Source organism: Yersinia pekkanenii (assembly GCF_001152565.1).
In the GTDB taxonomy this organism is placed as follows: Bacteria; Pseudomonadota; Gammaproteobacteria; order Enterobacterales; family Enterobacteriaceae; genus Yersinia; species Yersinia pekkanenii.
This window is the reverse complement of record NZ_CQAZ01000020.1, coordinates 34,070-56,271: the sequence shown is the minus strand read 5'-3', so window position 1 is coordinate 56,271 and position 22,202 is coordinate 34,070. Positions and strand designations below refer to the sequence as shown.

The window sequence follows — 22,202 nt, the reverse complement described above, 5'->3', positions numbered from 1 at the left end:
ACGATCATTGACTGCCGTGATGTTGGTGATGGTGAGTTTATTTGCTCTGCCTTCCGCATTTGCCATGAAGTTAACTGATATTAAGGTGAACAATGGCCCGACTGAAAGCAAGGTGACACTCAGTTTTGATGGCAAGCCGATTTACGCTTTTTTCTCGTTAAACTCACCAGAGCGGGTGGTGTTGGATGTTCGTCAAAGTGGCAATCTCTCCGGCTTACCGTTGGAATTCAGTGGGCAAAATCTGCTGAAAAGAATTCGCTCCAGCACCCCGAAAGATGAGCAAAGCACCCGTCTGGTACTCGAACTGACACAAAAAGTTAAAACCCGTGCCGTGACTCAGCAGTCGGGCAGTAATTACACCGTCGTCATTACCATGACTTCCACTGGCGGTGCACCGGCCACGTTAAGCCAAAATAATACGCCGCTAAACCAGACCAATACACCTAGCCCTAATGCTGGACGTTTGACGTCGCAGGCAAATACTGCCTCAGCAGTGACCCGCTCAGACACGGCTCCGGCGGCTAAAAACCCGTTTAATAATAAGCCGACCGTCGTGGTGAGTAGTCAAAACACCACGACTAATACCTCACGCCCGATTAAAACAGCCAGTGTCGCCAATAGCTCCCGTGTAGTGGTAGCGATTGATGCCGGTCACGGTGGTCAGGACCCAGGTGCTATCGGCCAAAATGGTCTTCAAGAGAAGAATGTCACTATTGCTATTGCTCGCCGGCTTGAAACATTGCTTAACAACGACGTGATGTTCAAACCGGTTTTGACCCGTAATGGCGATTACTTTATTTCGGTGATGGGCCGCTCTGACGTGGCACGTAAGCAGGGCGCTAACGTGCTAGTTTCGATTCATGCCGATGCGGCACCAAACCGCAGCGCCACCGGGGCTTCGGTTTGGGTTCTGTCTAACCGCCGTGCCAACAGTGAAATGGGTAACTGGCTGGAGCAGCATGAGAAACAATCTGAACTGCTCGGTGGTGCGGGTGATGTACTGGCTAATACCGCATCCGACCCCTATTTGAGTCAGGCGGTGCTGGATCTGCAATTTGGTCACTCACAACGCGTAGGTTATGACGTTGCCACCAAGGTATTGAATGAGTTGCAACGCGTTGGCGATATTCACAAACGTCGGCCTGAACACGCCAGCCTTGGGGTGTTACGTTCACCGGATATTCCGTCGTTATTAGTGGAAACCGGCTTTATCAGTAATAGTACGGAGGAGCGGCTGCTTGGCAGTAGCGCGTATCAGGAGAAGATTGCGCAGGCCATTTATAAAGGTCTGCGCGGTTATTTCCTGGCGCATCCGCTACAAGCCGACCCAAAGGTCGAAAACCGCCCGCGAATTGAAACAGCGGCGGTTGATTCTTCAGTACCAGGTTCAAGTGTTAATCAGCCCGATGCGATTGTCAGTAATGCGCAAAGTGGCAGAGTCTCTGCCGCTAAACCGGTTGCCACGGGTAAAAGCCAAATCCATAAAGTACAACGTGGCGAAACCTTATCCGGCATTGCCAGTCAATATGGTGTCAGCATGGCGGTGTTGCGGCAAAACAATACGCTAAAAAATGATGTGGTCTGGGTTGGTCAGCGTTTGAAAGTGCCGGTATCGGGCCGCACGGTATCGGTAGCTGCGCCGAAAGCTCAAGTGGTGGCTAAAAATAAACCGATCAAACATCAAGTAAAACGCGGCGATACCCTGTCGGCCATTGCCGCTCGATATGGTGTGTCGATGAGCGAGATTGAGCGAGCGAATAAGATTAAGTCAGGTAATGTGCAACTCGGGCAAACACTCACTATTCCACAATCGTAAGCGAAAGGAACTGCTATGCCGATTCAGATTCTGCCACCACAGCTTGCCAACCAGATTGCCGCCGGTGAAGTGGTTGAGCGGCCTGCGTCGGTAGTGAAAGAGTTGGTTGAGAACAGTCTGGATGCCGGTGCCACACGGATTGATATCGATATTGAACGTGGTGGGGCGAAGCTGATTCGTATCCGTGATAATGGTTGTGGCATTAGCAAAGATGATTTGGCACTGGCGCTGGCCCGCCATGCCACCAGTAAGATAAGCTCGCTGGAGGATCTGGAAGCCATCCTCAGTATGGGGTTTCGCGGTGAAGCACTGGCCAGTATCAGTTCCGTCTCCCGTTTGATTCTCACTTCACGTACGGCTGAGCAAAATGAAGCCTGGCAAGCGTATGCCGAAGGGCGCGATATGGCGGTGACCATCAAGCCTGCCGCCCATCCGGTGGGCAGTACCCTCGAAGTGTTGGACCTATTTTATAACACGCCCGCCCGCCGCAAATTTATGCGTACTGAAAAAACCGAGTTTGGGCATATTGATGAAGTGGTGCGACGTATTGCGCTGGCGCGTTTTGATGTAGCCATCAACCTGAGCCATAACGGTAAATTAATGCGTCAGTACCGTGCAGCGACGGCAACCTCACAACACGAGCGCCGTCTGGCCAGTATCTGTGGCCCGGCGTTTTTGCAGCATGCGCTGGCGATCTCCTGGCAACATGGTGATTTAACTATCCGTGGCTGGGTGGCCGATCCGGCGGCGAGCCGTACGCTCAGTGAAATGCAATATTGCTACGTTAATAACCGCATGATGCGCGACCGGTTGATTAACCACGCGATCCGTCAGGCCTATCAGGATTTACTCAAAGACGACCAACAACCCGCCTATGTTTTGTATCTGGATATTGACCCACGTCAGGTCGATGTTAATGTGCATCCAGCTAAACATGAGGTACGTTTTCATCAGGCACGTTTAGTGCATGACTTTATTTATCAGGCGGTCACCGCGGTTTTACAACAAACCGCGACTCCGGTACTGAATATCAACGAAGACGGTGAAGAGATAGCCCCACCACGCTGGCAGCCCGAAAATCGTGTGGCGGCTGGCGTTAATAAATATGCTCAACCAGAGCCGACGAAAGCCGCAGCGGCAGAACGAACAGCGACTTCAGAACGCGCCACTGCTTCAGAAAGAACCTTAGCTGCGGAACGAGTGGCAGCGTCCGAGCGCTCATCCGCCCGCGAGCAGGCGGCCCCGGTCTTTAATGCGGGTCAGCCATATCAAAAGCAGCAAGGTGAGTTATATCGCCAACTGGTGCAGCCTGCCAGCGCGAGCCATCAAACCGAATTACGGGCAGCGGCGGCATCGACGCCCACGCCGCACTCGGCATCCGCCGACGAACCTCGTCATGGCGATTATTACAGTTTTGGCCGGGTGTTAACGGTCCTTCCGCCTTGTTATGCTCTGATTGAATATAAACAAGGAGTAGCATTACTGGCACTAACCGTTGCTGAACGCTGGTTGAAACAAGCGCAGTTAAATCCGCCAGCGGAAGGGTTGCGCCCTCAACCATTATTAATCCCGTTAAAACTGACATTAGATAAAAATGAGGCCGCTGCGTGCCTGCGCCATCAGAAATTGTTAGTTACTATGGGGATAGAGTTGGCAGTGGAACACGGAAGAGGGACCTTACGTGCAGTATCTTTACCATTACGCCAACAAAATTTACAAAAACTGATACCGGAACTGTTAGGCTATCTGTCGCAGCATGAAGAGATATCGCCAGATGCTCTGGCCACATGGATTGCTCGCCATCTTGGCAGTGAACATGAGGTATGGAATGTGTCTCAAGCGATACAGTTATTGACGGACGTTGAACGTCTTTGTCCGCAGTTGGTACAATCACCTCCTGCCGGGTTATTACAACCTATTGATATAAAGGCTGCATTGGCAACCCTGACACATGAATGATATTGAAAACCTAGGCCGGCCACCGGCAATCTTTATTATGGGGCCAACCGCCTCCGGTAAAACAGCGCTCTCTATTGCGCTGAGGCAGCGGCTACCTGTGGAGTTAATCAGCGTCGATTCTGCGTTGATCTATCGTGGTATGGATATCGGCACGGCTAAGCCCAGCGCTGAAGAATTGGCGTTAGCACCACACCGACTGATTGATATCCGCGACCCGGCTGAAGCCTACTCAGCCGCCGATTTCCGCAAAGATGCATTGCAAGCAATGGCCGACATTACCGCCGCCGGGCGAATTCCGCTGCTGGTGGGGGGGACCATGTTGTACTTTAAAGCACTGTTGGAGGGGCTATCTCCGTTGCCGTGCGCAGACTCTCAAGTACGTCAGCGTATTGAACAGCAGGCAGCAGAGCTGGGTTGGGAGGTATTACATCAGCAATTGGCCGAGATAGATCCGGTCGCTGCGGCGCGAATTCATCCTAATGATCCCCAACGGCTCTCCAGAGCACTGGAAGTTTTTTTTATTTCAGGTAAAACTTTAACGGAACTGACTAAAATTTCGGGTGAAGCCTTACCTTATCGGGTTCACCAATTTGCGATTGCGCCTGCTAGCCGGGAACTGTTGCATCAGCGGATTGAATTACGTTTTCATCAGATGCTGGATGCAGGGTTTGAAACAGAGGCTAGGGCGCTTTTTGACCGTGGTGATTTGCATACGGATATGCCTGCCATTCGTTGTGTGGGATACCGGCAGATGTGGTCTTATCTGTCCGGTGAGATTGATTACAACGAAATGGTTTACCGCGGAGTTTGTGCGACACGTCAACTGGCAAAGCGCCAAATGACCTGGTTGCGGGGCTGGAGTTCAGTTCAATGGCTCGACAGTGATAAGCCGGGAGAGGCTTTAGACTCTGTAATACAGGTTGTTAGTGCATAGGTTGAATGATTGTGTACAATTGATTAGTACTCAACGCGCAGATTTTTTTACGCAGTTTATTTTCGAGCCGATAGGTTCTTAGTTAAAAACAACAAGCAAATAAGGAAAATATAGAATGGCTAAGGGGCAATCTTTGCAAGATCCGTTCCTGAACGCATTGCGTCGTGAACGGGTTCCGGTTTCTATTTATTTAGTGAATGGCATTAAACTGCAGGGCCAAGTTGAGTCTTTTGATCAGTTTGTCATTCTGTTAAAGAACACAGTCAGCCAGATGGTTTATAAGCATGCTATTTCTACGGTAGTGCCTTCTCGCCCGGTTTCGCATCACAGCAATACGCCGAGTGGTAGCACTAATAATTATCATGGTAGTAATCCGTCTGCGCCACAACAGCCGCAGCAGGATAGCGATGACGCTGAATAAAGCGCATTGCTGGTCGACCATGACGGGGAACATAAGCAACAGATTTGGGCTTATGTTCTCCGCACTCGCGGTTTTGATTCGTTTGAGAGGTTGCCCGTTTGTTTGACCGCTATGAAGCCGGTGAACAGGCCGTACTCGTTCATATCTATTTCACGCGAGATAAAGACACAGAGGATCTGCGTGAATTTGAAGCGCTGGTATCTTCTGCGGGCGTAGAGGCTTTGCAAATTGTAACGGGTAGTCGCAAAGCACCACACCCTAAGTACTTTGTTGGCGAAGGAAAGGCCGTAGAAATCGCTGACGCGGTGAAAGCCAGTGGCGCGTCTGTTGTCTTGTTTGATCATGCTCTTTCCGCAGCGCAAGAGCGCAACCTTGAGCGTTTGTGCGAGTGTCGAGTCATTGATCGTACCGGGCTGATTCTCGATATTTTTGCCCAACGGGCCCGTACCCATGAAGGTAAATTACAGGTCGAATTAGCGCAATTGCGCCATATTGCGACTCGTTTGGTACGTGGCTGGACGCATCTTGAGCGTCAAAAGGGGGGCATCGGCCTAAGAGGGCCTGGTGAAACCCAGTTGGAGACTGATCGCCGTTTGTTGCGCGACCGTATCAGCTTGATTTTGAGCCGTTTGGAGCGTGTAGCAAAGCAGCGTGAGCAAGGGCGGCGTGCGCGTACCCGTGCAGATATTCCGACAGTATCTTTGGTGGGATATACCAACGCCGGTAAATCCAGCCTGTTTAACAAAATTACGGCAGCTGATGTTTATACGGCTGACCAATTATTTGCCACACTGGACCCTACATTACGTCGTATTACTGTGGCTGATGTGGGTGATACAGTATTGGCGGATACGGTAGGTTTTATCCGGCATTTACCGCATGATCTGGTTGCTGCTTTTAAAGCGACATTACAAGAAACGCGGGAAGCCTCATTATTGTTACACATTGTTGATGCAGCCGATCCTCGGGTAGATGAGAATATGGCCGCAGTTGATTCTGTATTGGCAGAAATCGAGGCGGATGAAATACCTACATTATTAGTAATGAATAAAATTGATTTGTTGGATGACTTTGTCCCGCGAATTGATCGCAACGAAGACAATCTGCCAGTCAGAGTTTGGCTTTCGGCCCAAACCGGCGCAGGGATCCCGTTGCTCTTTCAAGCGTTGACGGAACGCCTTTCAGGTGAGATCGCACACATTGAATTGCGTTTACCGCCTCAGGCAGGCCGTCTACGTAGCCGTTTTTACCAGCTTCAGGCAATTGAAAAAGAGTGGATAGACGAGGACGGGAACGTCGGTATGGTGGTAAGAATGCCTATCGTTGATTGGCGTCGTCTCTGTAAGCAAGAGCAAGAATTGGTCAGTTATATTGTCAATGAGCCTGGTACGGCTAATTGACTGATTAAATGCCTTTTTTTGTGAGATTAAGAGCCAGCTTGTTTGGCGTGTGCTCTTGGCCTGAAGAAAACCAATCATAGAAGAATGGAGCTAAAACATGGCGTGGAATCAGCCCGGTAATAACGGACAGGACCGCGATCCGTGGGGGAGCAGCAATAATAATGGCGGCAACTCTGGCGGAAATAACAATAATAATAAAGGTGGCCGTGACCAAGGGCCGCCTGATCTGGATGATATCTTCCGGAAACTGAGTAAAAAACTGAGTAGCCTCACAGGTAAAGGTGGCGGCAACGGTACCGGTAATGGCAATAATGGCGCGACACAAGGCCCTGCTTTCAGTGGGCGTATTGTGGCTATCGCTGTGGTTGCGGTTGTGGTTATCTGGGCGGCAAGTGGTTTCTATACAATTAAAGAAGCCGAGCGTGGTGTTGTTACTCGTTTGGGTAAATTAAGCCACATCGTACAGCCTGGTTTGAACTGGAAACCGACCTTTATCGATGAAGTGACCCCTGTTAACGTCGAATCGGTACGTGAATTGGCTGCGTCCGGTGTAATGCTGACTTCCGATGAGAACGTGGTTCGCATCGAAATGAACGTGCAGTACCGTGTGACTGACCCGGCCGCTTATCTGTTTAGCGTGACTAATCCGGATGACAGCCTGCGTCAGGCCACTGACAGTGCAGTGCGTGGTGTTATCGGTAAATACACCATGGACAAAATCCTCACCGAAGGCCGTACCATCGTCCGTAGCGATACCCAGCGTGTACTGGAAGAAACTATTCGTCCGTACAAAATGGGGATCACTCTGCTGGACGTTAACTTCCAGGCAGCGCGTCCGCCGGAAGAAGTTAAAGCGGCATTTGATGATGCGATTGCTGCCCGTGAAAACGAACAACAGTATATTCGTGAAGCGGAAGCCTATACCAACGAAGTCCAGCCACGTGCAAATGGTCAGGCGCAGCGTCTGTTAGAAGATGCCCGTGCTTATGCCGCACGTAAAGTGTTGGAAGCGCAAGGTGAGGTGGCTGGTTTTGCCAAGTTGTTGCCTGAGTATAAGGCTGCACCAGAAATTACCCGTGAGCGTCTGTATATCGAAACCATGGAGAAGGTCCTCGGTCATACTCGCAAAGTGTTGGCTAATGACAAAGGCAACAGTCTGATGGTGTTGCCGCTGGATCAACTGATGCGCGGACAAGGTGCTACAGATAAAGCGGATGGCAACAAAGACACCAGTCTGATTCGTTTGAATCCGCCTTCCTCTGCCAATAGCAGCCAAGAGTCTGGTGTCAGTAACTCAAATACCAGCTCAACCGGTGGCTCTATCATGGATCAGCGCCGGGCGAATGCTCAGCGTGATACTTCCACTCGCGTAGGGAGAGAATAACCAATGCGTAAGTCTATTTTACTTATCGTCGTTGTGGTGTTGGTCGCACTCTACGCTTCGCTGTTTGTGGTACAAGAAGGTCAGCGCGGCATTGTGATGCGCTTTGGTAAGGTATTACGTGATAGTGATAACAAGCCGCGGGTGTATGCACCGGGCTTGCACTTCAAGATACCGTTTATCGAAACAGTGAAGACCTTGGATGCCCGTATTCAAACCATGGACAACCAAGCTGACCGTTTCGTGACCAACGAGAAGAAAGACCTGATTGTTGACTCATACCTGAAATGGCGTATCAGCGATTTCAGCCGTTACTATCTGGCCACCGGTGGTGGTGATGTCTCTCAGGCTGAAGTGCTGTTGAAACGTAAGTTCAGTGACCGTTTGCGTTCTGAAATTGGTCGTTTGAATGTTCGGGATATCGTCACAGATTCACGTGGTCGTCTGACTTCAGATGTTCGTGATGCACTGAATACCGGTAGTGTGGGTGATGAAGCTGTTACCACTGAAGCTGATGATGCCATTGCCTCTGCGGCAGCCCGTGTTGAACAGGAAACCCGTGGCAAACAGCCTGCGGTCAACCCGAACAGTATGGCAGCGCTGGGGATTGAAGTGGTTGACGTGCGAATCAAGCAAATCAACTTACCGGCTGAAGTCTCTGATGCTATCTTCCAGCGTATGCGTGCTGAACGTGAAGCGGTAGCACGTCGTCACCGTTCACAAGGTCAGGAAGAAGCCGAGAAGTTGCGTGCCACGGCTGACTATGAAGTGACGCGTACTCTGGCTGAAGCAGAACGTCAGGCGCGTATTACTCGCGGCGGCGGCGATGCAGAAGCGGCTCGTCTGTTTGCTGATGCATTCAGTAAAGATCCTGACTTCTATGCCTTCATCCGTAGCCTGCGTGCTTATGAAAACAGCTTCAGCAGTGGCAACGATGTGATGGTCTTGAGCCCGGATAGTGATTTCTTCCGCTACATGAAATCACCCGATAACTCGAGTAAGCGTCCATAACAACTGTCGTTACAGTTCGTTTTGATCGTAACAGCAAGGCCCGTGTTTATGCGGGCCTTTTCTATTTGAGGCCGCCTTTTCCATTTGATTGAGACAGACAATGAATTCAACCATCTTGTTAGCATTGGGTTTAGTTTTAGTGTTGGAAGGGCTGGGTCCGATGCTGTATCCCAAAGCCTGGCGCAAAATGATTCTGGCGATGACCCAATTACCTGATGCTACTTTGCGCCGTTTTGGCGGAGGATTAGTGGTTTCAGGCATCGTTATCTACTACATGTTGCGTAACCGCATGGGTGGCTGAATGTAAGCACAAAAATTGTGCAGTTATGTATTAAAAAGTACTGAAAGCAGCCTAATGAGATGTTAGAATCCTTTTTTAATGCAACCTGGTGATTTTTGAGATGGGTAAGAACGTCGTCGTACTGGGCACCCAATGGGGTGACGAAGGTAAGGGCAAGGTCGTTGACCTGCTGACTGAACGGGCTAAATATGTTGTGCGCTATCAAGGTGGTCACAACGCTGGCCATACTTTGGTTATCAACGGTGAGAAAACCGTTCTTCATTTAATTCCCTCGGGTATTCTGCGTGAAAACGTAACCAGCATCATCGGCAACGGTGTGGTACTGGCACCTGACGCTTTAATGAAAGAGATGACAGAACTTGAAGCACGCGGCATACCTGTTCGTGAGCGACTGTTACTCTCTGAAGCATGCCCATTAATCCTGCCTTATCATGTGGCTCTGGATAATGCGCGTGAAAAAGCACGTGGCGCAAAAGCAATTGGTACTACGGGTCGTGGTATCGGTCCTGCCTATGAAGATAAAGTTGCTCGCCGTGGTCTGCGTGTCGGTGATCTGTTCAACAAAGAAACCTTCGCTATCAAGCTGAAAGAAATTGTGGATTACCACAACTTCCAGTTGGTGCATTACTACAAAGAAGATGCCGTTGACTATCAAACCGTGCTGGACGGTGTATTAGCGGTTGCTGATATTCTGACCGCGATGGTAGTTGATGTTTCACAATTGCTGGACAGTGCCCGTAAACGTGGTGATCTGATGATGTTCGAAGGCGCACAAGGCACCTTGTTGGACATCGACCACGGTACTTATCCGTATGTCACTTCATCTAACACCACTGCGGGTGGCGTAGCGACAGGTTCTGGCCTGGGTCCACGTTATGTTGATTACGTATTGGGTATCGTTAAAGCTTATTCCACCCGTGTAGGTGCAGGTCCATTCCCTACCGAGTTGAATGACGAAACCGGCGAGTTCCTGCGTAAGCAAGGTAATGAGTTTGGCGCAACAACAGGCCGTAGCCGTCGTACTGGTTGGTTGGATATTGTTGCTGTGCGTCGTGCAGTGCAGATCAACTCCCTGTCAGGTTTCTGCATGACCAAGCTGGACGTGTTGGATGGCCTGAAAGAAGTGAAGCTCTGTGTTGGCTACCGCATGCCCGATGGCCGTGAAGTGACGACGACGCCACTGGCCGCTGAAGGCTGGGAAGGTATCGAGCCAATCTACGAAGTTATGCCAGGTTGGTCAGACGTTACTTTTGGTGTGAAAGAACACAGTAAGTTGCCACAGGCAGCGCTGAACTACATCAAACGTGTAGAAGAGTTGACAGGTGTTCCGGTTGATATCATCTCTACCGGCCCTGATCGTGAAGAGACCATGATCCTGCGTGACCCATTTGATGCATGATCCATTTGATTTATGATTAAGCGGCCAATGGCTAAATAGTCAACATTCAGATTCCAATAAACCGGGCTTAGGTCCGGTTTATTGTTTATAGCTTTGAGTATGATTAGATGCAGAAGTGACCTCGGATAAGCCGTTTTACATCAAATTACCTCCCCTTCATCTAAATGATTAGCCGCAAGCTTTATGGCTGGTTTATCATTCAAACTATATGTTTCTAAATAGCACTTAGAATCGCACTTATAGCCTATCCAAACAGTGTCATCTTAAGATGGGCTTAAGCCGGGTAAACTGATACTCAGGGGTATACGTGCAGTTAACAAGTTTTACTGATTATGGTTTGCGAGCGCTTACTTATATGGCCTCGCTACCGGAAGGCCAAATGACCAACATTTCTCAGGTAACTGAGGTCTACGGCGTGTCCCGAAATCATATGGTTAAAATAATCAATCAATTGAGCCGTGTTGGGCTAGTGACCGCCGTACGAGGCAAAAACGGTGGCATACGTTTGGGTAAACCGGCTGACCAAATTCTAATTGGTGATGTTGTGCGCCAACTGGAGCCGCTGTCTCTGGTGAATTGCAGTAGTGATTTTTGTCACATAACACCAGCCTGCCGCCTGAAACAAGTGCTTAATCAGGCGGTACAGAGTTTCCTTAATGAGCTGGATAACTATACTTTGGCTGATATGGTCAAAGATAATTCCCCGCTCTACAAGCTATTACTTGTTGAGTAGCTTTTATAATAAAACGCGTATAGCTGCTGACAACGGAGGAACCGCAATGTCACAAGATCCATTCCTGGAACGAGAAGCAGAGAAATATGAGTCACCGATCCCTAGCCGGGAATTCATTTTGGCTCATCTCGCGAAACGCGAAACACCTGCCAGCCGTGAAGAGCTGGCCAATGAACTTAACTTAACCGGTGAAGAGCCTTTAGAGGCGCTGCGCCGCCGCCTGCGCGCCATGGAGCGTGATGGGCAGCTAGTCTTCACCCGTCGTCAGTGCTACGCCTTGCCGGAGCGTTTGGACCTATTACGCGGTACTGTTATTGGTCACCGTGATGGTTTCGGCTTTTTACGTGTAGAAGGCAGTAAAGACGACCTGTATCTCTCCGCAGAACAGATGAAAACCGCCATTCATGGTGATGTGGTATTGGCCCAACCGGTTGGTGCTGACCGCAAAGGTCGCCGTGAAGCACGTATCGTGCGCGTATTAGTCCCGAAAACCAGTCAGATCGTGGGTCGCTACTTTACCGATGCCGGTACCGGTTTTGTGGTGCCGGATGATGGTCGATTGAGTTTTGATATTTTGATCCCGCCAGAGGCTATCAACGGCGCGCGGATGGGTTATATGGTAGTGGTCGAGTTGACCCAGCGCCCGACTCGCCGTACGAAAGCGGTGGGTAAAATTGTTGAAGTGCTCGGTGAGAACATGGGAACCAGCATGGCGGTAGATATCGCGCTGCGCACCCATGAAATCCCCCACACCTGGCCGCCGCAAGTTGAAAAGCAAGTTGCGGATCTGAAAGAGCAGGTACCGGAAGAGGCGAAAAAAGGGCGGGTAGATTTACGCAACCTGCCGCTGGTCACCATTGATGGTGAAGATGCCCGTGACTTCGATGATGCTGTTTACTGCGAGAAGAAACGCGGTGGCGGCTGGCGTTTGTGGGTGGCCATTGCTGATGTCAGCTATTATGTGCGTCCACAGACAGCGCTGGATGACGAAGCTCGTAGCCGTGGTAACTCGATTTACTTCCCGTTGCAAGTCGTCCCTATGCTGCCGGAAGTGCTGTCAAACGGCCTTTGTTCGCTGAATCCGCAGGTAGACCGCCTGTGTATGGTGTGTGAGATGACCATCTCCTCACAGGGCAAGCTATCGTCTTACAAATTCTACGAAGCGGTCATGAGCTCCCACGCGCGTCTGACCTACACCAAAGTGTGGCGGATTATTGATGGTGAAGAGACGCTGCGTGAGCAATATCAGCCGCTGGTGCCGCATCTACTGGAACTGCACTCCCTGTATAAGGCGCTGGATCAGGCTCGTGCTGAGCGTGGCGGTATTGCGTTCGAAACCGAAGAAGCCAAGTTTATTTTCAACGCCGAACGGCGTATTGAGCGCGTTGAATCGACCGTACGTAACGACGCGCATAAGCTGATTGAAGAGTGCATGATTCTGGCGAATATTGCCGCCGCGCGTTTTGTAGAAAAACACAACGAACCCGCACTGTTCCGTGTGCATGACCGGCCAAGTGATGACCATATCTCGGCGCTGCGTAGTGTGCTGAATGAGCTTGGCCTGACGTTAGGCGGTGGCCTGAAGCCAGAGCCGAAAGACTATGCTGTACTGATGGATGAAGTTGCCGATCGCCCGGACCATGAAATGCTGCAAACCATGTTGCTGCGCTCGATGAAACAAGCGGTTTACGATCCGGAAAACCGCGGCCACTTTGGTTTGGCGCTGGCCTCTTATGGTCATTTCACCTCGCCAATCCGCCGTTACCCAGACCTGGCTATGCACCGTGCCATCAAGTATCAGCTTGCCAAAGAACAGGGTAATCAGAAAGAGCGCTGGACCCCAACCGGTGGCTGGCACAGTGAATACGACGAGATGCTGCAATTGGGTGAACACTGCTCAATGACTGAGCGCCGCGCTGATGAAGCTACCCGTAACGTAGCTGATTGGCTGAAGTGTGATTTTATGCAGGATCAGGTTGGCAAGGTCTTCACCGGTATTATTGCCAGTGTCACTGGCTTTGGTTTCTTCGTGCGTCTGGATGATCTGTTTATTGATGGTCTGGTGCATGTTTCCAGCCTGGATAATGATTACTACCGTTACGACAACATCGGCCAGCGTCTGATCGGTGAATCCTCCGGGACTGTTTATCGGTTGGGTGATACGGTGGAAATCCGGGTTGAAGCGGTACATATGGATGAGCGCAAAATCGACTTTGCACTGGTTTCCAGTACCCGTAAGCCGCGTGGTGAAGGTAAAACCGCCCGTGATAAGGCGAAGAAAGCTGATGGCCAGCGCACCATGCGTGGTACCTCTACCGCTCGTGGCGGCCGAGGAACTTCATCTAGAGCACCACAACGTGATGGTGCGCCCGCAGGGGGAGGGCAAAAACGCCCAGGTCGGGCTAAAAAGCCGGTGAACTTCGAGCCAGACAGTGCTTTCCGCCCGGCAGATGCCACCGTGAAGGTGGATGATAAAGCGTTAGCTGAGAAAAAAGCCAAAGCTAAAGCGAAAAGAGCATCGGCTAAAACCAAAAAAATTGCCGCCGCCACTAAGGCCAAGCGTGCGAAGAAGAAAACCAGTAGCGACCAGTAATGGTCTACTGATTGTCGGGTGGCTTTGGTCACCCGCATTAATTTAATCATTTATACCCGTCATACTTCAAACTGCATGTGCGTTGGCTACGTTTAATCACCCGGATCACTTACAACACCGTAAGCTCATCGGGATTCTCTCACTAGCCGCCTTCCTGCAACTTGAATTATTTAGGGTATATGTTTAATCATTTATTATAAAAGAGCATCATGAGCGAAATTATTTACGGTATTCACGCCGTCAAAGCCCTGTTAGACAATGATCCGCAACGTTTTCTGGAAGTTTTTATTCTGAAAGGCCGTGAAGATCGTCGCTTACAGCCATTGGTCGCGGAACTGGAAGCTGCCGGTTTAGTGATTCAGGTTGCCAACCGTCAGTGGTTGGACACACAGGTTGAAGGTGGTGTCCATCAGGGGATCGTGGCGCGGGTTCGTGAAGGGCGTCAGTATCAAGAGAGCGATTTACCGGCCTTGCTGAAAAGTGTGGAAATGCCTTTCCTGCTGGTGCTGGATGGCGTTACTGATCCCCATAATTTGGGCGCCTGTTTGCGTAGCGCAGATGCCGCCGGTGTCCACGCGGTTATTGTGCCACGGGATCGCTCAGCACAACTCAATGCTATTGCCAAAAAAGTGGCCAGTGGTGCTGCTGAAAACGTGCCATTGATTAAAGTGACTAATCTGGCGCGCACGTTGCGGGTGTTGCAAGAACACAATGTATGGATTGTGGGTACTGCCGGTGAGGCCGACCACACGCTGTATCAGAGCAAAATGACTGGCCCGATGGCGCTGGTGATGGGGGCCGAAGGTGAAGGTATGCGCCGTTTGACCCGTGAACACTGTGACGAGCTGATCAGCATCCCAATGGCGGGTACCGTGTCTTCACTGAACGTGTCGGTGGCCACCGGTGTTTGTTTATTTGAAGTGGTGCGTCAGCGGGCATTGAAAGCTTAATACGTTTTTTTATCACTGTTTTTCAAAAAGCCAACATTTGCGGATGTTGGCTTTTTTATGGTGAGTTAACCCAAATTATCAGTAAGATATAGAGGTTTAGCCCCTGTTTGTGATGAGCCTGTCAGCAAAAATTCCCACCTGCACCATACTTAACGCTGATTTATGAATGCCGGTTTCATGATGAGTATGGAAATGGAGGAAAGTATGGAGTGGCAGACTCACTTGGTTTTCAATCAGCCTGAGCCATTGTCAAACAGCAATTTATTTCTGTCTGATATGGCTTTGCGGGAAGCAATAATAAGGGAACACGCGGGCTGGGATGGAGAGAACCTCTCTCTGATCGGGTTACAGTTGGGTTCGCAAGAATCTCTTGAAATGGGGCGGCTGGCAAATACCAATCCTCCTGAATTATTACGTTACGATGCCGCTGGACAGCGGTTGGACCAGGTACGATTTCACCCCGCGTGGTATGTGTTAATGCAATCACTGGTCAATCACCGGGTGCATAATCTGCCGTGGCAGGAAGATGCCCTGATGGGGTCTTTTGTGGCACGCGCCGCACGTTTTATCTTACATGCACAGGTGGAGGCCGGAACGTTATGCCCGATAACCATGACCTTTGGTGCCATCCCACTGCTACAACAAACTCTTCCTCCCCTATTTCAAAACTGGCTACCGCCACTACTTTCCTGTAGCCATGACACCCATCAGTGCGTCGGTAGTGAGAAACGGGGCTTACTGATCGGCATGGGAATGACGGAAAAACAGGGCGGATCCGATGTGCTCAGTAATGCCACCAAGGCAGAACCGTTGGGCGCACGTGGCAATGGCGAGGCTTATCGACTGGTCGGGCATAAATGGTTTTTCTCGGTACCACAAAGTGACGCACATCTGGTACTGGCGCAGGCCGAAGGAGGATTATCCTGCTTCTTTTTGCCTAAAATATTACCGGATGGAAGCTATAACTCGATTCGATTAGAGCGGCTGAAAGACAAACTCGGCAACCGTTCCAATGCCAGTAGTGAAGTCGAGTTTGATAATGCGACCGCTTGGCTACTGGGGGACGAGGGCGACGGTATTCGCCAAATTCTGAAAATGGGGGGATATACCCGTTTTGATTGTGCGCTGGGCAGCCATGGCCTGATGAGGCGTGCCTTCACCGTTGCGCTGCATCACGCCTGCCAGCGGCAAGCTTTTGGCAAGACATTGGTGGACCAACCGTTGATGCGACAAGTGCTGAGTCGCATGGCATTGCGTCTGGAGGGGCATACCGCATTACTGATGCGTTTGGCCGGTGCATGGGAAAAGTCGGGTGAGGTTCATGAGCAGATATTTAGCCGTCTGCTGACTCCTGCGGCTAAATATCGGGTATGCGGGCAGGGTAGTGCGTTTGTTGCCGAAGCGATGGAAGTGCTGGGTGGGATCGGTTATTGCGAACAGAGTGAGCTGCCACGGCTTTATCGTGAAATGCCCGTAAACAGTATCTGGGAAGGCTCTGGCAATATTATGTGCCTTGACGTGTTACGGACGTTGCGCAAACTGCCAGCAGCGGTAGAGATGCTTCAGCAAGAGTTCTACCCGGTTCGCGGCCAAAACCGGCTATTTGATCGTGGGTGGCGGCAATTACAGCAGCGACTGAAAAACCCCAAAGAAGAGCAAGGACGGGCATTAACTCAGCAACTGTTTGATCTGTGTTGTGCGGCTCAATTACTGCGTTTTGCGTCACCGCCGCTGGCCGATGCCTGGTGCCGTATGACTCTGGACCACCGTGATCAATATAGGGTGCCGGAGGAGGTATGTGCGCTGCTGTTCAGTCGCGGCAGCAGCATTAAGTAGCAGTATCAATCAGTGACTTATATAGCAGCGCATTGGCATACCAGATGCCGGGGTAAATGCTGTCGGACATCATGATAATCAAATAGTAGGGTGCACCACGGGCATTAGCTCTGCGCTGAATTTCAGCTTCGACATCCATCGGGCTACCGAATACCTGAGCTGAGACGCTGCCCACTTTTTGCAAGTTGAGACTCTGGGCGCGGTTGATCTCTTGCGCATAGGGCTGAGCCACTGGTGGCGGGACTGGGGTGACGTGAAAAGCACTGCAGGCCGAGAGCCCCAGAGTGATCAGTAAGAACACCATTGCGCGTTTTATCTTCATTTTTGCCTCTTTTTCAGCAGGGCAGTCACCGCCAAGCCCATTATTTCTCAAGTGTAACGTTCAAGCTCAACGATGAGGGAATATCTTGGAAGAAATTAGTTTAAGACTTTATACCGGCCATACTTCAAACTGCATCAAGTTTCTATACCCAATAGATTTCTAATTGCAGGTAGGCGGCAACGAAATGAACCTAAAGAGTTTAGATAAATCAATGATTTGGGTGGCAATCCTGTCAGGGGGATATTTGAACGCTGCTTGCAGCAGCCTCGCAGAGGCGAGGCCCATGGATGGGCTGAGTAGTGATGGCAGCCAACAATCCTGCATCATCGAAAGATGACGGGTATAAGTCTATAAATCAGTTTTTCGTATTAATGCTGTGCTTGATAAATAAAGGATTCTCACCATGATTGAGATATCGCTGGAAACCGTTAATGGTATTGAGGTGATCCATGCTGCCCCTGCGGGTCAGCGCCAGCAGCCGTTACCGACCATTTTCTTCTATCATGGTTACACCTCGTCAAAAGAGGTCTATTCCTATTTTGCCTATGCCTTCGCCCAGGCGGGTTTTCGTACCCTAGTGCCGGATGCGGATATGCATGGCGCACGCTTTAATGGCAACGAAGCACAACGCTTATCTTATTTCTGGGAGATCCTGAAATCGAATATTGATGAGCTACCCGCCATAAAACAACATTATCAGCAGGCCGGATTGATTGACGGCGAGCGGATCGGTGTAGCAGGCGCGTCGATGGGCGGAATGACAACATTGGGTGCGTTTGCCCGCTATCCTTGGGTGAGTGCGGCCGCTGATTTTATGGGGTCAGGCTATTTTACTTCGCTGGCGTGCGCACTGTTTCCACCTCTGGAGGGGGGGCGCGAGGTCGGTCCGGCAGAGTTTGAGCGCCGTGTGGCACCACTGGCCGATTATGACCTTTCTCATCAGTTGGACAAAATTGCCGAGCGGCCATTATTGGTTTGGCACGGCGAGGCTGATGAGGTGGTTCCGGCTGCGGAGAGTGCGCGGCTGGTTCAGGAACTGAGAACCCGTGGGCGAGATAAGCACCTGACCTATATTACAGAAGCGGGTATTGGTCATAAAATTACCCCAAGCGCATTAACGGCTGGAGTCACATTCTTCACTAAGCACTTATAGATTGCTACGGGTATAAAAAAGCCCTCAGCTATCTGGGGGCAAGGGTATATCAACGGACTTTTTTTGGTTATCGGTCGTCGTATTCTCTGGTGATGTATTTACCTATTGAATCTTAGCGATAAAGAACGGCATTAATGTGCATGGAGCTGCTATCGCCGGGTTCATGCATGGCAATGATCTGATAAAAGGTTGCCCCGCGTTCATCGGCTAATTTGCTGATTTGTGCCGTCGCATCATCAGGAGAAATTACATTGTGACCCAGTGACAGTGCACCGATACTGACGCGCTGTTGCTGCATAGCTTGTTGGGCAGTTATTTCTGTGGCAGCGAAGGTACTGGTTGATAATACCAAACCGAGTACGGCTGCGATGGCAAGTGTGTGTTTCATCGGTGACTCCACTATCTTATACCCGTCATACTTCAAGCCGCAGGGGTGTTGACTGCCTTCCTACCACTCGAATTATTTAGGGTATGTTTATATACTTTGAATGACTTTCGATTAGCTGCGCCGCTTGTATCCCCTTCATCTTTCAACCTGTAGGTGTGTTGGCTGCCATCACTACTCAGCCCATCCATGGGCCTCGCCTCTGCGAGGCCGCTGCAAGCAGCGTTCAAATCTGCTCCTGACAGATTTGTCACCCGAATCACTTCCTTGAGTAAGCTTATCGGGATTCTCTTGCTTGCCGCCTTCCTACATATTGAAATCTATTGGGGACGTTCGGTGGATGTAAGTAATTCTAGTCGCTTTTGTTTATTTTAAAATAGGTGATAGTTGATTCACTTGGTCAAAAAAAATGAATGACATTTATACTGAGCCAATGATTTCGTTGAAAGATTTAGCAGACTAATGGATCTACATCCATCGGTTATCTCACCAACAAAAAGTGCGGTTTTAGCGACGTAATGACGAGAACAAGAATAAATCCCCCACAGTCCTTGAGTTTCAAACCGCCCGCAAGTATAGTTACGCGTCATTTTTCAGCCGCACACAAACACGTTCCTTGCCTCCATGGGCCGCGGTTGACCCTATCAGGAGGCTGAATAATCCGTAAGGAGCAATAATCGATGCGTCATTACGAAATCGTTTTTATGGTCCATCCTGACCAAAGCGAACAGGTTCCGGGCATGATCGAGCGCTATAGTGCAACTATCACTAATGCTGCTGGTACCATTCACCGTCTGGAAGACTGGGGCCGCCGTCAACTGGCTTACCCGATCAATAAACTGCACAAAGCCCACTACGTTCTGTTGAACGTTGAAGCTCCGCAGGAAGCGATCGATGAGCTGGAAACAAACTTCCGCTTCAACGACGCCGTTATCCGTAGCATGGTTATGCGCGTTAAACACGCGGTAACTGAAGCATCACCAATGGTTAAAGCGAAAGACGAACGCCGTGAGCGTCACGACTTCGCGTCAGAAACCAATGATGATTCCGAAGCTGGGGATTCTGAAGAGTAATTGCCGTGGTGACCACTAATCGTCTGGTACTCTCTGGCACTGTGTGCAAGACACCGGTTCGAAAAGTAAGTCCTTCTGGTATCCCGCATTGTCAATTTGTGCTTGAGCACCGATCGACACAGCAGGAAGCCGGATTTAGCCGACAAACATGGTGCAGAATGCCAGTCATTGTCAGTGGACAAAAGTCACAAGCATTAACTCACAGCATAACGGTCGGCAGTCAGTTAACCGTTGAAGGCTTCATTAGCTGCCATCAAGGCCGCAATGGGCTGAACAAATTGGTTCTGCATGCCGAGCAGATTGAATTTATAGATTCTGGAGACTAGCCAAATGGCACGTTATTTCCGTCGTCGCAAGTTCTGCCGTTTTACCGCGGAAGGCGTTGTAGAGATTGATTATAAAGATATCGCTACGCTGAAAAATTATGTCACTGAAAGTGGCAAAATTGTCCCGAGCCGTATTACCGGTACTCGCGCAAAATACCAGCGTCAGCTCGCCCGTTGTATCAAGCGCGCACGCTACCTGTCTTTGTTGCCGTACACTGATCGTCATCAGTAATCGGCCACTGTCCATTAACGACTTTGAGAGGATAAGGTAATGCAAGTTATTCTGCTTGATAAAGTAGCAAACCTGGGCAGCCTAGGTGACCAAGTGAATGTTAAAGCGGGCTATGCTCGTAACTTCCTGGTTCCACAAGGTAAAGCTGTTCCGGCAACCAAGAAAAACGTAGAGTTCTTTGAAGCACGTCGTGCAGAACTGGAAGCCAAATTGGTTGCTGTTCTGACTGCTGCACAAGCTCGCGCAACTAAAATTAACGAACTGGTTAGCGTGACTATCGCTTCTAAATCTGGCGATGAAGGCAAACTGTTCGGCTCTATCGGTACTCGTGACATCGCTGATGCTGTAACTGCAGCGGGTGTTGACGTGGCCAAGAGCGAAGTTCGTTTGCCGAATGGCGTTCTGCGTACTACGGGTGAGCATGAAGTTCACTTCCAGGTACACAGCGACGTATTCGCTAAACTGAACGTGATTGTGGTTGCAGAAGCGTAAGTTACGCTGCTGTTAACCTGCTAAAACGCCAGCCCCGTGCTGGCGTTTTGCTTTCTGGCATTTGTGAAAGTAATCATCCGCATGTTTAGTCCAGAATGACAAAATTAGCCCGACGCTAAAATATCAAACTTGCATTCCTCGGCCGCCACGCCTGAACACTGGTAAATTTCAAGAAAGGGATTTTGTTGGTATACCCAGAGGGGGTGCTCGCTGATGGATACCGGCCAGGTCTTATTGCCGTAGAACATATCTATCTGCCCACCAGCTCCCTTTAAGTTATAGGTACACTTCTGAAACTCTCCCTGTCCAACGACGTTGTTTTTATCACTATCGATGATGATAAGCGCTTCACTAAAATCTTTAATGGCACTGTTCGGTGGGACGTTACCTGATAACAGGCCAATCCACTCTTCATTGCCTGCCGCTGGCGCACTATAAACGCCGCCAACCTGTTTAATGGTATCCACGGCCGGGCAATGCAACTGAGCCAATGCGCCAAATGGCGTGAAGCATAGAAGCAAAGCAGGTAATTTACATTTCATAATCATTCCCTCTATTTATGAATACGGCTATCTGCTGCTGGATGGCGTTAACCATCCAGAAAACAACCTAATTCGAGAGAGAATAAGTGGCAATATCAAAGAAAATAACGGGCGAGATAGAAGTGGCTATGGAGTGTGACGGTTAGCGGTCACGACGATAGCTGCCATCGCCCTGTCGGGTAAATAACACTTCTGTACTGTCAGTGGTTTCAATCGCCAATGCAGCAACGATCCCTTGGGCGTCTAGCATGATTTTAACTTCTTGCCCGGCTTTCAGATTACTGAGTGGTTTATCACTGCCTTCAACCTGAGCCATTGCAAAGACATCATTAACGGGCAGATTGTTATCACGGAACAACTGCGCCAGTGTTTTCCCTGATTGAATCTGATAACTCTGCCAGTTTCCCTGAACGGGGGATGTTTCAGGAGACGCTACCGTTGGCGGTGGCGGAGCGTCATGGTTACCTTGTAATTGGGCCTGTAGCGGTACGCTAGTGGCCGGCGCACTGACCGGGAAGGAAAGGTCGGTGTTATCGCGCGACGCTGGCCACAGCAGAGCCAGCAGCAATATGGCGGCGGCGACAATAACCCAGCGGCGATGAAACAGAGGCAAGGGTTCCATCCACTGAAAACTGTCCGGCAAATGCCAGATTTTCAGTAGCAGACCTTTTATCCCCTTTTCCTGTGTGGTCGTTGCCACCCTTTCAGGGGCAATATTATCTCCAGCAGTGACGATATCTTGAGTAGAGACAACGTTCTCGGCAGGAGCAATATGTTCGGGTGCACTGATTTCAGACATCAGGTTTTGTTCATCAACTGCGGCAGGAGCCGGCAGGATCTTTTGCCTGATAGTCAGCCAGGTGTGCAGCAGTGGCTGATAAACCCGATTATTCTTCCTTCTCCTGGGCGCGATTCTGCCCATGGTGACCTCTCTTCAACGACG

General features: G+C 50.2%; 22 protein-coding genes. 18 read left to right on the top strand and 4 right to left on the bottom strand.

Features of this window, described 5'->3' with window-relative positions; all coding sequences use genetic code 11:
- The first annotated feature begins 19 nt into the window (after positions 1-19).
- From amiB to AEP37_RS11745, 13 genes are all read left to right on the top strand, one after another.
- A complete protein-coding gene (gene amiB / locus AEP37_RS11805; protein WP_049613522.1) occupies positions 20-1,816 on the top strand; it encodes an N-acetylmuramoyl-L-alanine amidase AmiB in 1,797 nt (598 codons plus the stop codon).
- 15 nt (positions 1,817-1,831) lie between these two features.
- A complete protein-coding gene (mutL, locus tag AEP37_RS11800) occupies positions 1,832-3,775 on the top strand; it encodes a DNA mismatch repair endonuclease MutL (protein ID WP_049613488.1) in 1,944 nt (647 codons plus the stop codon).
- Positions 3,768-4,709: a tRNA (adenosine(37)-N6)-dimethylallyltransferase MiaA gene (miaA, locus tag AEP37_RS11795; protein ID WP_049613487.1), complete on the top strand. Its 942-nt coding sequence runs from the start codon at positions 3,768-3,770 to the stop codon at positions 4,707-4,709. Before mutL ends, miaA begins: the two co-directional genes overlap by 8 nt.
- A gap of 115 nt (positions 4,710-4,824) precedes the next feature.
- Positions 4,825-5,130 (top strand): RNA chaperone Hfq, encoded by a 306-nt coding sequence (hfq, locus tag AEP37_RS11790; RefSeq protein WP_002209151.1) that lies wholly within the window; start codon positions 4,825-4,827, stop codon positions 5,128-5,130.
- Between the two features lie 98 nt (positions 5,131-5,228).
- The gene (gene hflX, locus AEP37_RS11785; protein ID WP_049613486.1) at positions 5,229-6,530 is read left to right on the top strand and encodes a ribosome rescue GTPase HflX; all 1,302 of its coding nucleotides are present in this window, start codon (positions 5,229-5,231) and stop codon (positions 6,528-6,530) included.
- Between the two features lie 97 nt (positions 6,531-6,627).
- On the top strand, positions 6,628-7,914 hold the full coding sequence (gene hflK, locus AEP37_RS11780; protein WP_049613485.1) for an FtsH protease activity modulator HflK: 1,287 nt from the start codon (positions 6,628-6,630) through the stop codon (positions 7,912-7,914).
- A gap of 3 nt (positions 7,915-7,917) precedes the next feature.
- Positions 7,918-8,922, top strand: a complete 1,005-nt coding sequence (hflC, locus tag AEP37_RS11775) for a protease modulator HflC (protein ID WP_049613484.1) — start codon at positions 7,918-7,920, stop codon at positions 8,920-8,922.
- A gap of 100 nt (positions 8,923-9,022) precedes the next feature.
- Entirely contained in the window at positions 9,023-9,223 is a 201-nt protein-coding gene (locus AEP37_RS11770) for a DUF2065 domain-containing protein (protein WP_049613483.1), read from the top strand.
- 100 nt (positions 9,224-9,323) lie between these two features.
- Positions 9,324-10,622 carry an adenylosuccinate synthase gene (locus AEP37_RS11765; RefSeq protein WP_049613482.1) on the top strand — a complete coding sequence of 433 codons (1,299 nt, stop codon included), beginning with the start codon at positions 9,324-9,326 and terminating at the stop codon, positions 10,620-10,622.
- A gap of 307 nt (positions 10,623-10,929) precedes the next feature.
- Entirely contained in the window at positions 10,930-11,355 is a 426-nt protein-coding gene (gene nsrR, locus AEP37_RS11760; RefSeq protein WP_049613481.1) for a nitric oxide-sensing transcriptional repressor NsrR, read from the top strand.
- A gap of 46 nt (positions 11,356-11,401) precedes the next feature.
- Positions 11,402-13,948, top strand: coding sequence for a ribonuclease R (rnr, locus tag AEP37_RS11755; protein ID WP_049613480.1), 2,547 nt, complete (start codon positions 11,402-11,404; stop codon positions 13,946-13,948).
- A gap of 209 nt (positions 13,949-14,157) precedes the next feature.
- On the top strand, positions 14,158-14,898 hold the full coding sequence (gene rlmB / locus AEP37_RS11750) for a 23S rRNA (guanosine(2251)-2'-O)-methyltransferase RlmB (RefSeq protein ID WP_049613479.1): 741 nt from the start codon (positions 14,158-14,160) through the stop codon (positions 14,896-14,898).
- Between the two features lie 192 nt (positions 14,899-15,090).
- Positions 15,091-16,734: an isovaleryl-CoA dehydrogenase gene (locus AEP37_RS11745; protein WP_049613521.1), complete on the top strand. Its 1,644-nt coding sequence runs from the start codon at positions 15,091-15,093 to the stop codon at positions 16,732-16,734.
- Here AEP37_RS11745 and bsmA read toward each other — a convergent pair.
- Entirely contained in the window at positions 16,727-17,056 is a 330-nt protein-coding gene (gene bsmA / locus AEP37_RS11740; protein ID WP_049613478.1) for a biofilm peroxide resistance protein BsmA, read from the bottom strand. The two genes, AEP37_RS11745 and bsmA, sit on opposite strands and share 8 nt — an antisense overlap.
- 403 nt (positions 17,057-17,459) lie before the next feature.
- On the opposite strand from bsmA, the gene yjfP reads away from it, so the two are divergent.
- Positions 17,460-18,209 carry an esterase gene (yjfP, locus tag AEP37_RS11735; RefSeq protein ID WP_049613477.1) on the top strand — a complete coding sequence of 250 codons (750 nt, stop codon included), beginning with the start codon at positions 17,460-17,462 and terminating at the stop codon, positions 18,207-18,209.
- A 112-nt stretch (positions 18,210-18,321) separates the two neighbouring features.
- On the opposite strand, the gene AEP37_RS11730 is transcribed toward yjfP, so the two are convergent.
- Complete coding sequence (locus AEP37_RS11730; RefSeq protein ID WP_049613476.1) at positions 18,322-18,597, bottom strand: YdgH/BhsA/McbA family protein; 276 nt, start codon at positions 18,595-18,597, stop codon at positions 18,322-18,324.
- A gap of 677 nt (positions 18,598-19,274) precedes the next feature.
- Between AEP37_RS11730 and rpsF the strand changes: the two genes are divergently transcribed.
- The 4 genes from rpsF to rplI are packed head-to-tail and all read left to right on the top strand — an operon-like array spanning position 19,275 to position 20,717.
- Positions 19,275-19,667, top strand: a complete 393-nt coding sequence (gene rpsF / locus AEP37_RS11720; RefSeq protein WP_049613474.1) for a 30S ribosomal protein S6 — start codon at positions 19,275-19,277, stop codon at positions 19,665-19,667.
- A gap of 5 nt (positions 19,668-19,672) precedes the next feature.
- A complete protein-coding gene (priB, locus tag AEP37_RS11715) occupies positions 19,673-19,993 on the top strand; it encodes a primosomal replication protein N (protein ID WP_049613473.1) in 321 nt (106 codons plus the stop codon).
- 4 nt (positions 19,994-19,997) lie between these two features.
- Entirely contained in the window at positions 19,998-20,225 is a 228-nt protein-coding gene (rpsR, locus tag AEP37_RS11710) for a 30S ribosomal protein S18 (protein WP_004392491.1), read from the top strand.
- A 39-nt stretch (positions 20,226-20,264) separates the two neighbouring features.
- Complete coding sequence (gene rplI, locus AEP37_RS11705) at positions 20,265-20,717, top strand: 50S ribosomal protein L9 (protein ID WP_049613472.1); 453 nt, start codon at positions 20,265-20,267, stop codon at positions 20,715-20,717.
- Between the two features lie 104 nt (positions 20,718-20,821).
- Here rplI and AEP37_RS11700 read toward each other — a convergent pair whose 3' ends face one another.
- Together AEP37_RS11700 and AEP37_RS11695 are read right to left on the bottom strand one after the other, a co-directional pair.
- Positions 20,822-21,259 carry a DUF3757 domain-containing protein gene (locus AEP37_RS11700; protein WP_049613471.1) on the bottom strand — a complete coding sequence of 146 codons (438 nt, stop codon included), beginning with the start codon at positions 21,257-21,259 and terminating at the stop codon, positions 20,822-20,824.
- 142 nt (positions 21,260-21,401) lie between these two features.
- Positions 21,402-22,181, bottom strand: a complete 780-nt coding sequence (locus AEP37_RS11695) for a LysM-like peptidoglycan-binding domain-containing protein (RefSeq protein WP_049613470.1) — start codon at positions 22,179-22,181, stop codon at positions 21,402-21,404.
- Positions 22,182-22,202 lie beyond the last annotated feature (21 nt).

Coding starts and splice junctions, on each gene's coding strand:
- AEP37_RS11765 (WP_049613482.1), top strand. CDS start 9,324: ATGGGTAAGAACGTCGTCGTACTGGGCACCCAATGGGGTGACGAAGGT.
- yjfP (WP_049613477.1), top strand. CDS start 17,460: ATGATTGAGATATCGCTGGAAACCGTTAATGGTATTGAGGTGATCCAT.
- AEP37_RS11700 (WP_049613471.1), bottom strand. CDS start 21,259: ATGAAATGTAAATTACCTGCTTTGCTTCTATGCTTCACGCCATTTGGC.
- bsmA (WP_049613478.1), bottom strand. CDS start 17,056: ATGAAGATAAAACGCGCAATGGTGTTCTTACTGATCACTCTGGGGCTC.
- hfq (WP_002209151.1), top strand. CDS start 4,825: ATGGCTAAGGGGCAATCTTTGCAAGATCCGTTCCTGAACGCATTGCGT.
- AEP37_RS11730 (WP_049613476.1), bottom strand. CDS start 18,597: ATGAAACACACACTTGCCATCGCAGCCGTACTCGGTTTGGTATTATCA.
- AEP37_RS11770 (WP_049613483.1), top strand. CDS start 9,023: ATGAATTCAACCATCTTGTTAGCATTGGGTTTAGTTTTAGTGTTGGAA.
- rpsF (WP_049613474.1), top strand. CDS start 19,275: ATGCGTCATTACGAAATCGTTTTTATGGTCCATCCTGACCAAAGCGAA.
- amiB (WP_049613522.1), top strand. CDS start 20: ATGTTGGTGATGGTGAGTTTATTTGCTCTGCCTTCCGCATTTGCCATG.
- hflK (WP_049613485.1), top strand. CDS start 6,628: ATGGCGTGGAATCAGCCCGGTAATAACGGACAGGACCGCGATCCGTGG.
- AEP37_RS11695 (WP_049613470.1), bottom strand. CDS start 22,181: ATGGGCAGAATCGCGCCCAGGAGAAGGAAGAATAATCGGGTTTATCAG.
- rpsR (WP_004392491.1), top strand. CDS start 19,998: ATGGCACGTTATTTCCGTCGTCGCAAGTTCTGCCGTTTTACCGCGGAA.
- rnr (WP_049613480.1), top strand. CDS start 11,402: ATGTCACAAGATCCATTCCTGGAACGAGAAGCAGAGAAATATGAGTCA.
- rlmB (WP_049613479.1), top strand. CDS start 14,158: ATGAGCGAAATTATTTACGGTATTCACGCCGTCAAAGCCCTGTTAGAC.
- AEP37_RS11745 (WP_049613521.1), top strand. CDS start 15,091: ATGGAGGAAAGTATGGAGTGGCAGACTCACTTGGTTTTCAATCAGCCT.
- rplI (WP_049613472.1), top strand. CDS start 20,265: ATGCAAGTTATTCTGCTTGATAAAGTAGCAAACCTGGGCAGCCTAGGT.
- hflC (WP_049613484.1), top strand. CDS start 7,918: ATGCGTAAGTCTATTTTACTTATCGTCGTTGTGGTGTTGGTCGCACTC.
- mutL (WP_049613488.1), top strand. CDS start 1,832: ATGCCGATTCAGATTCTGCCACCACAGCTTGCCAACCAGATTGCCGCC.
- miaA (WP_049613487.1), top strand. CDS start 3,768: ATGAATGATATTGAAAACCTAGGCCGGCCACCGGCAATCTTTATTATG.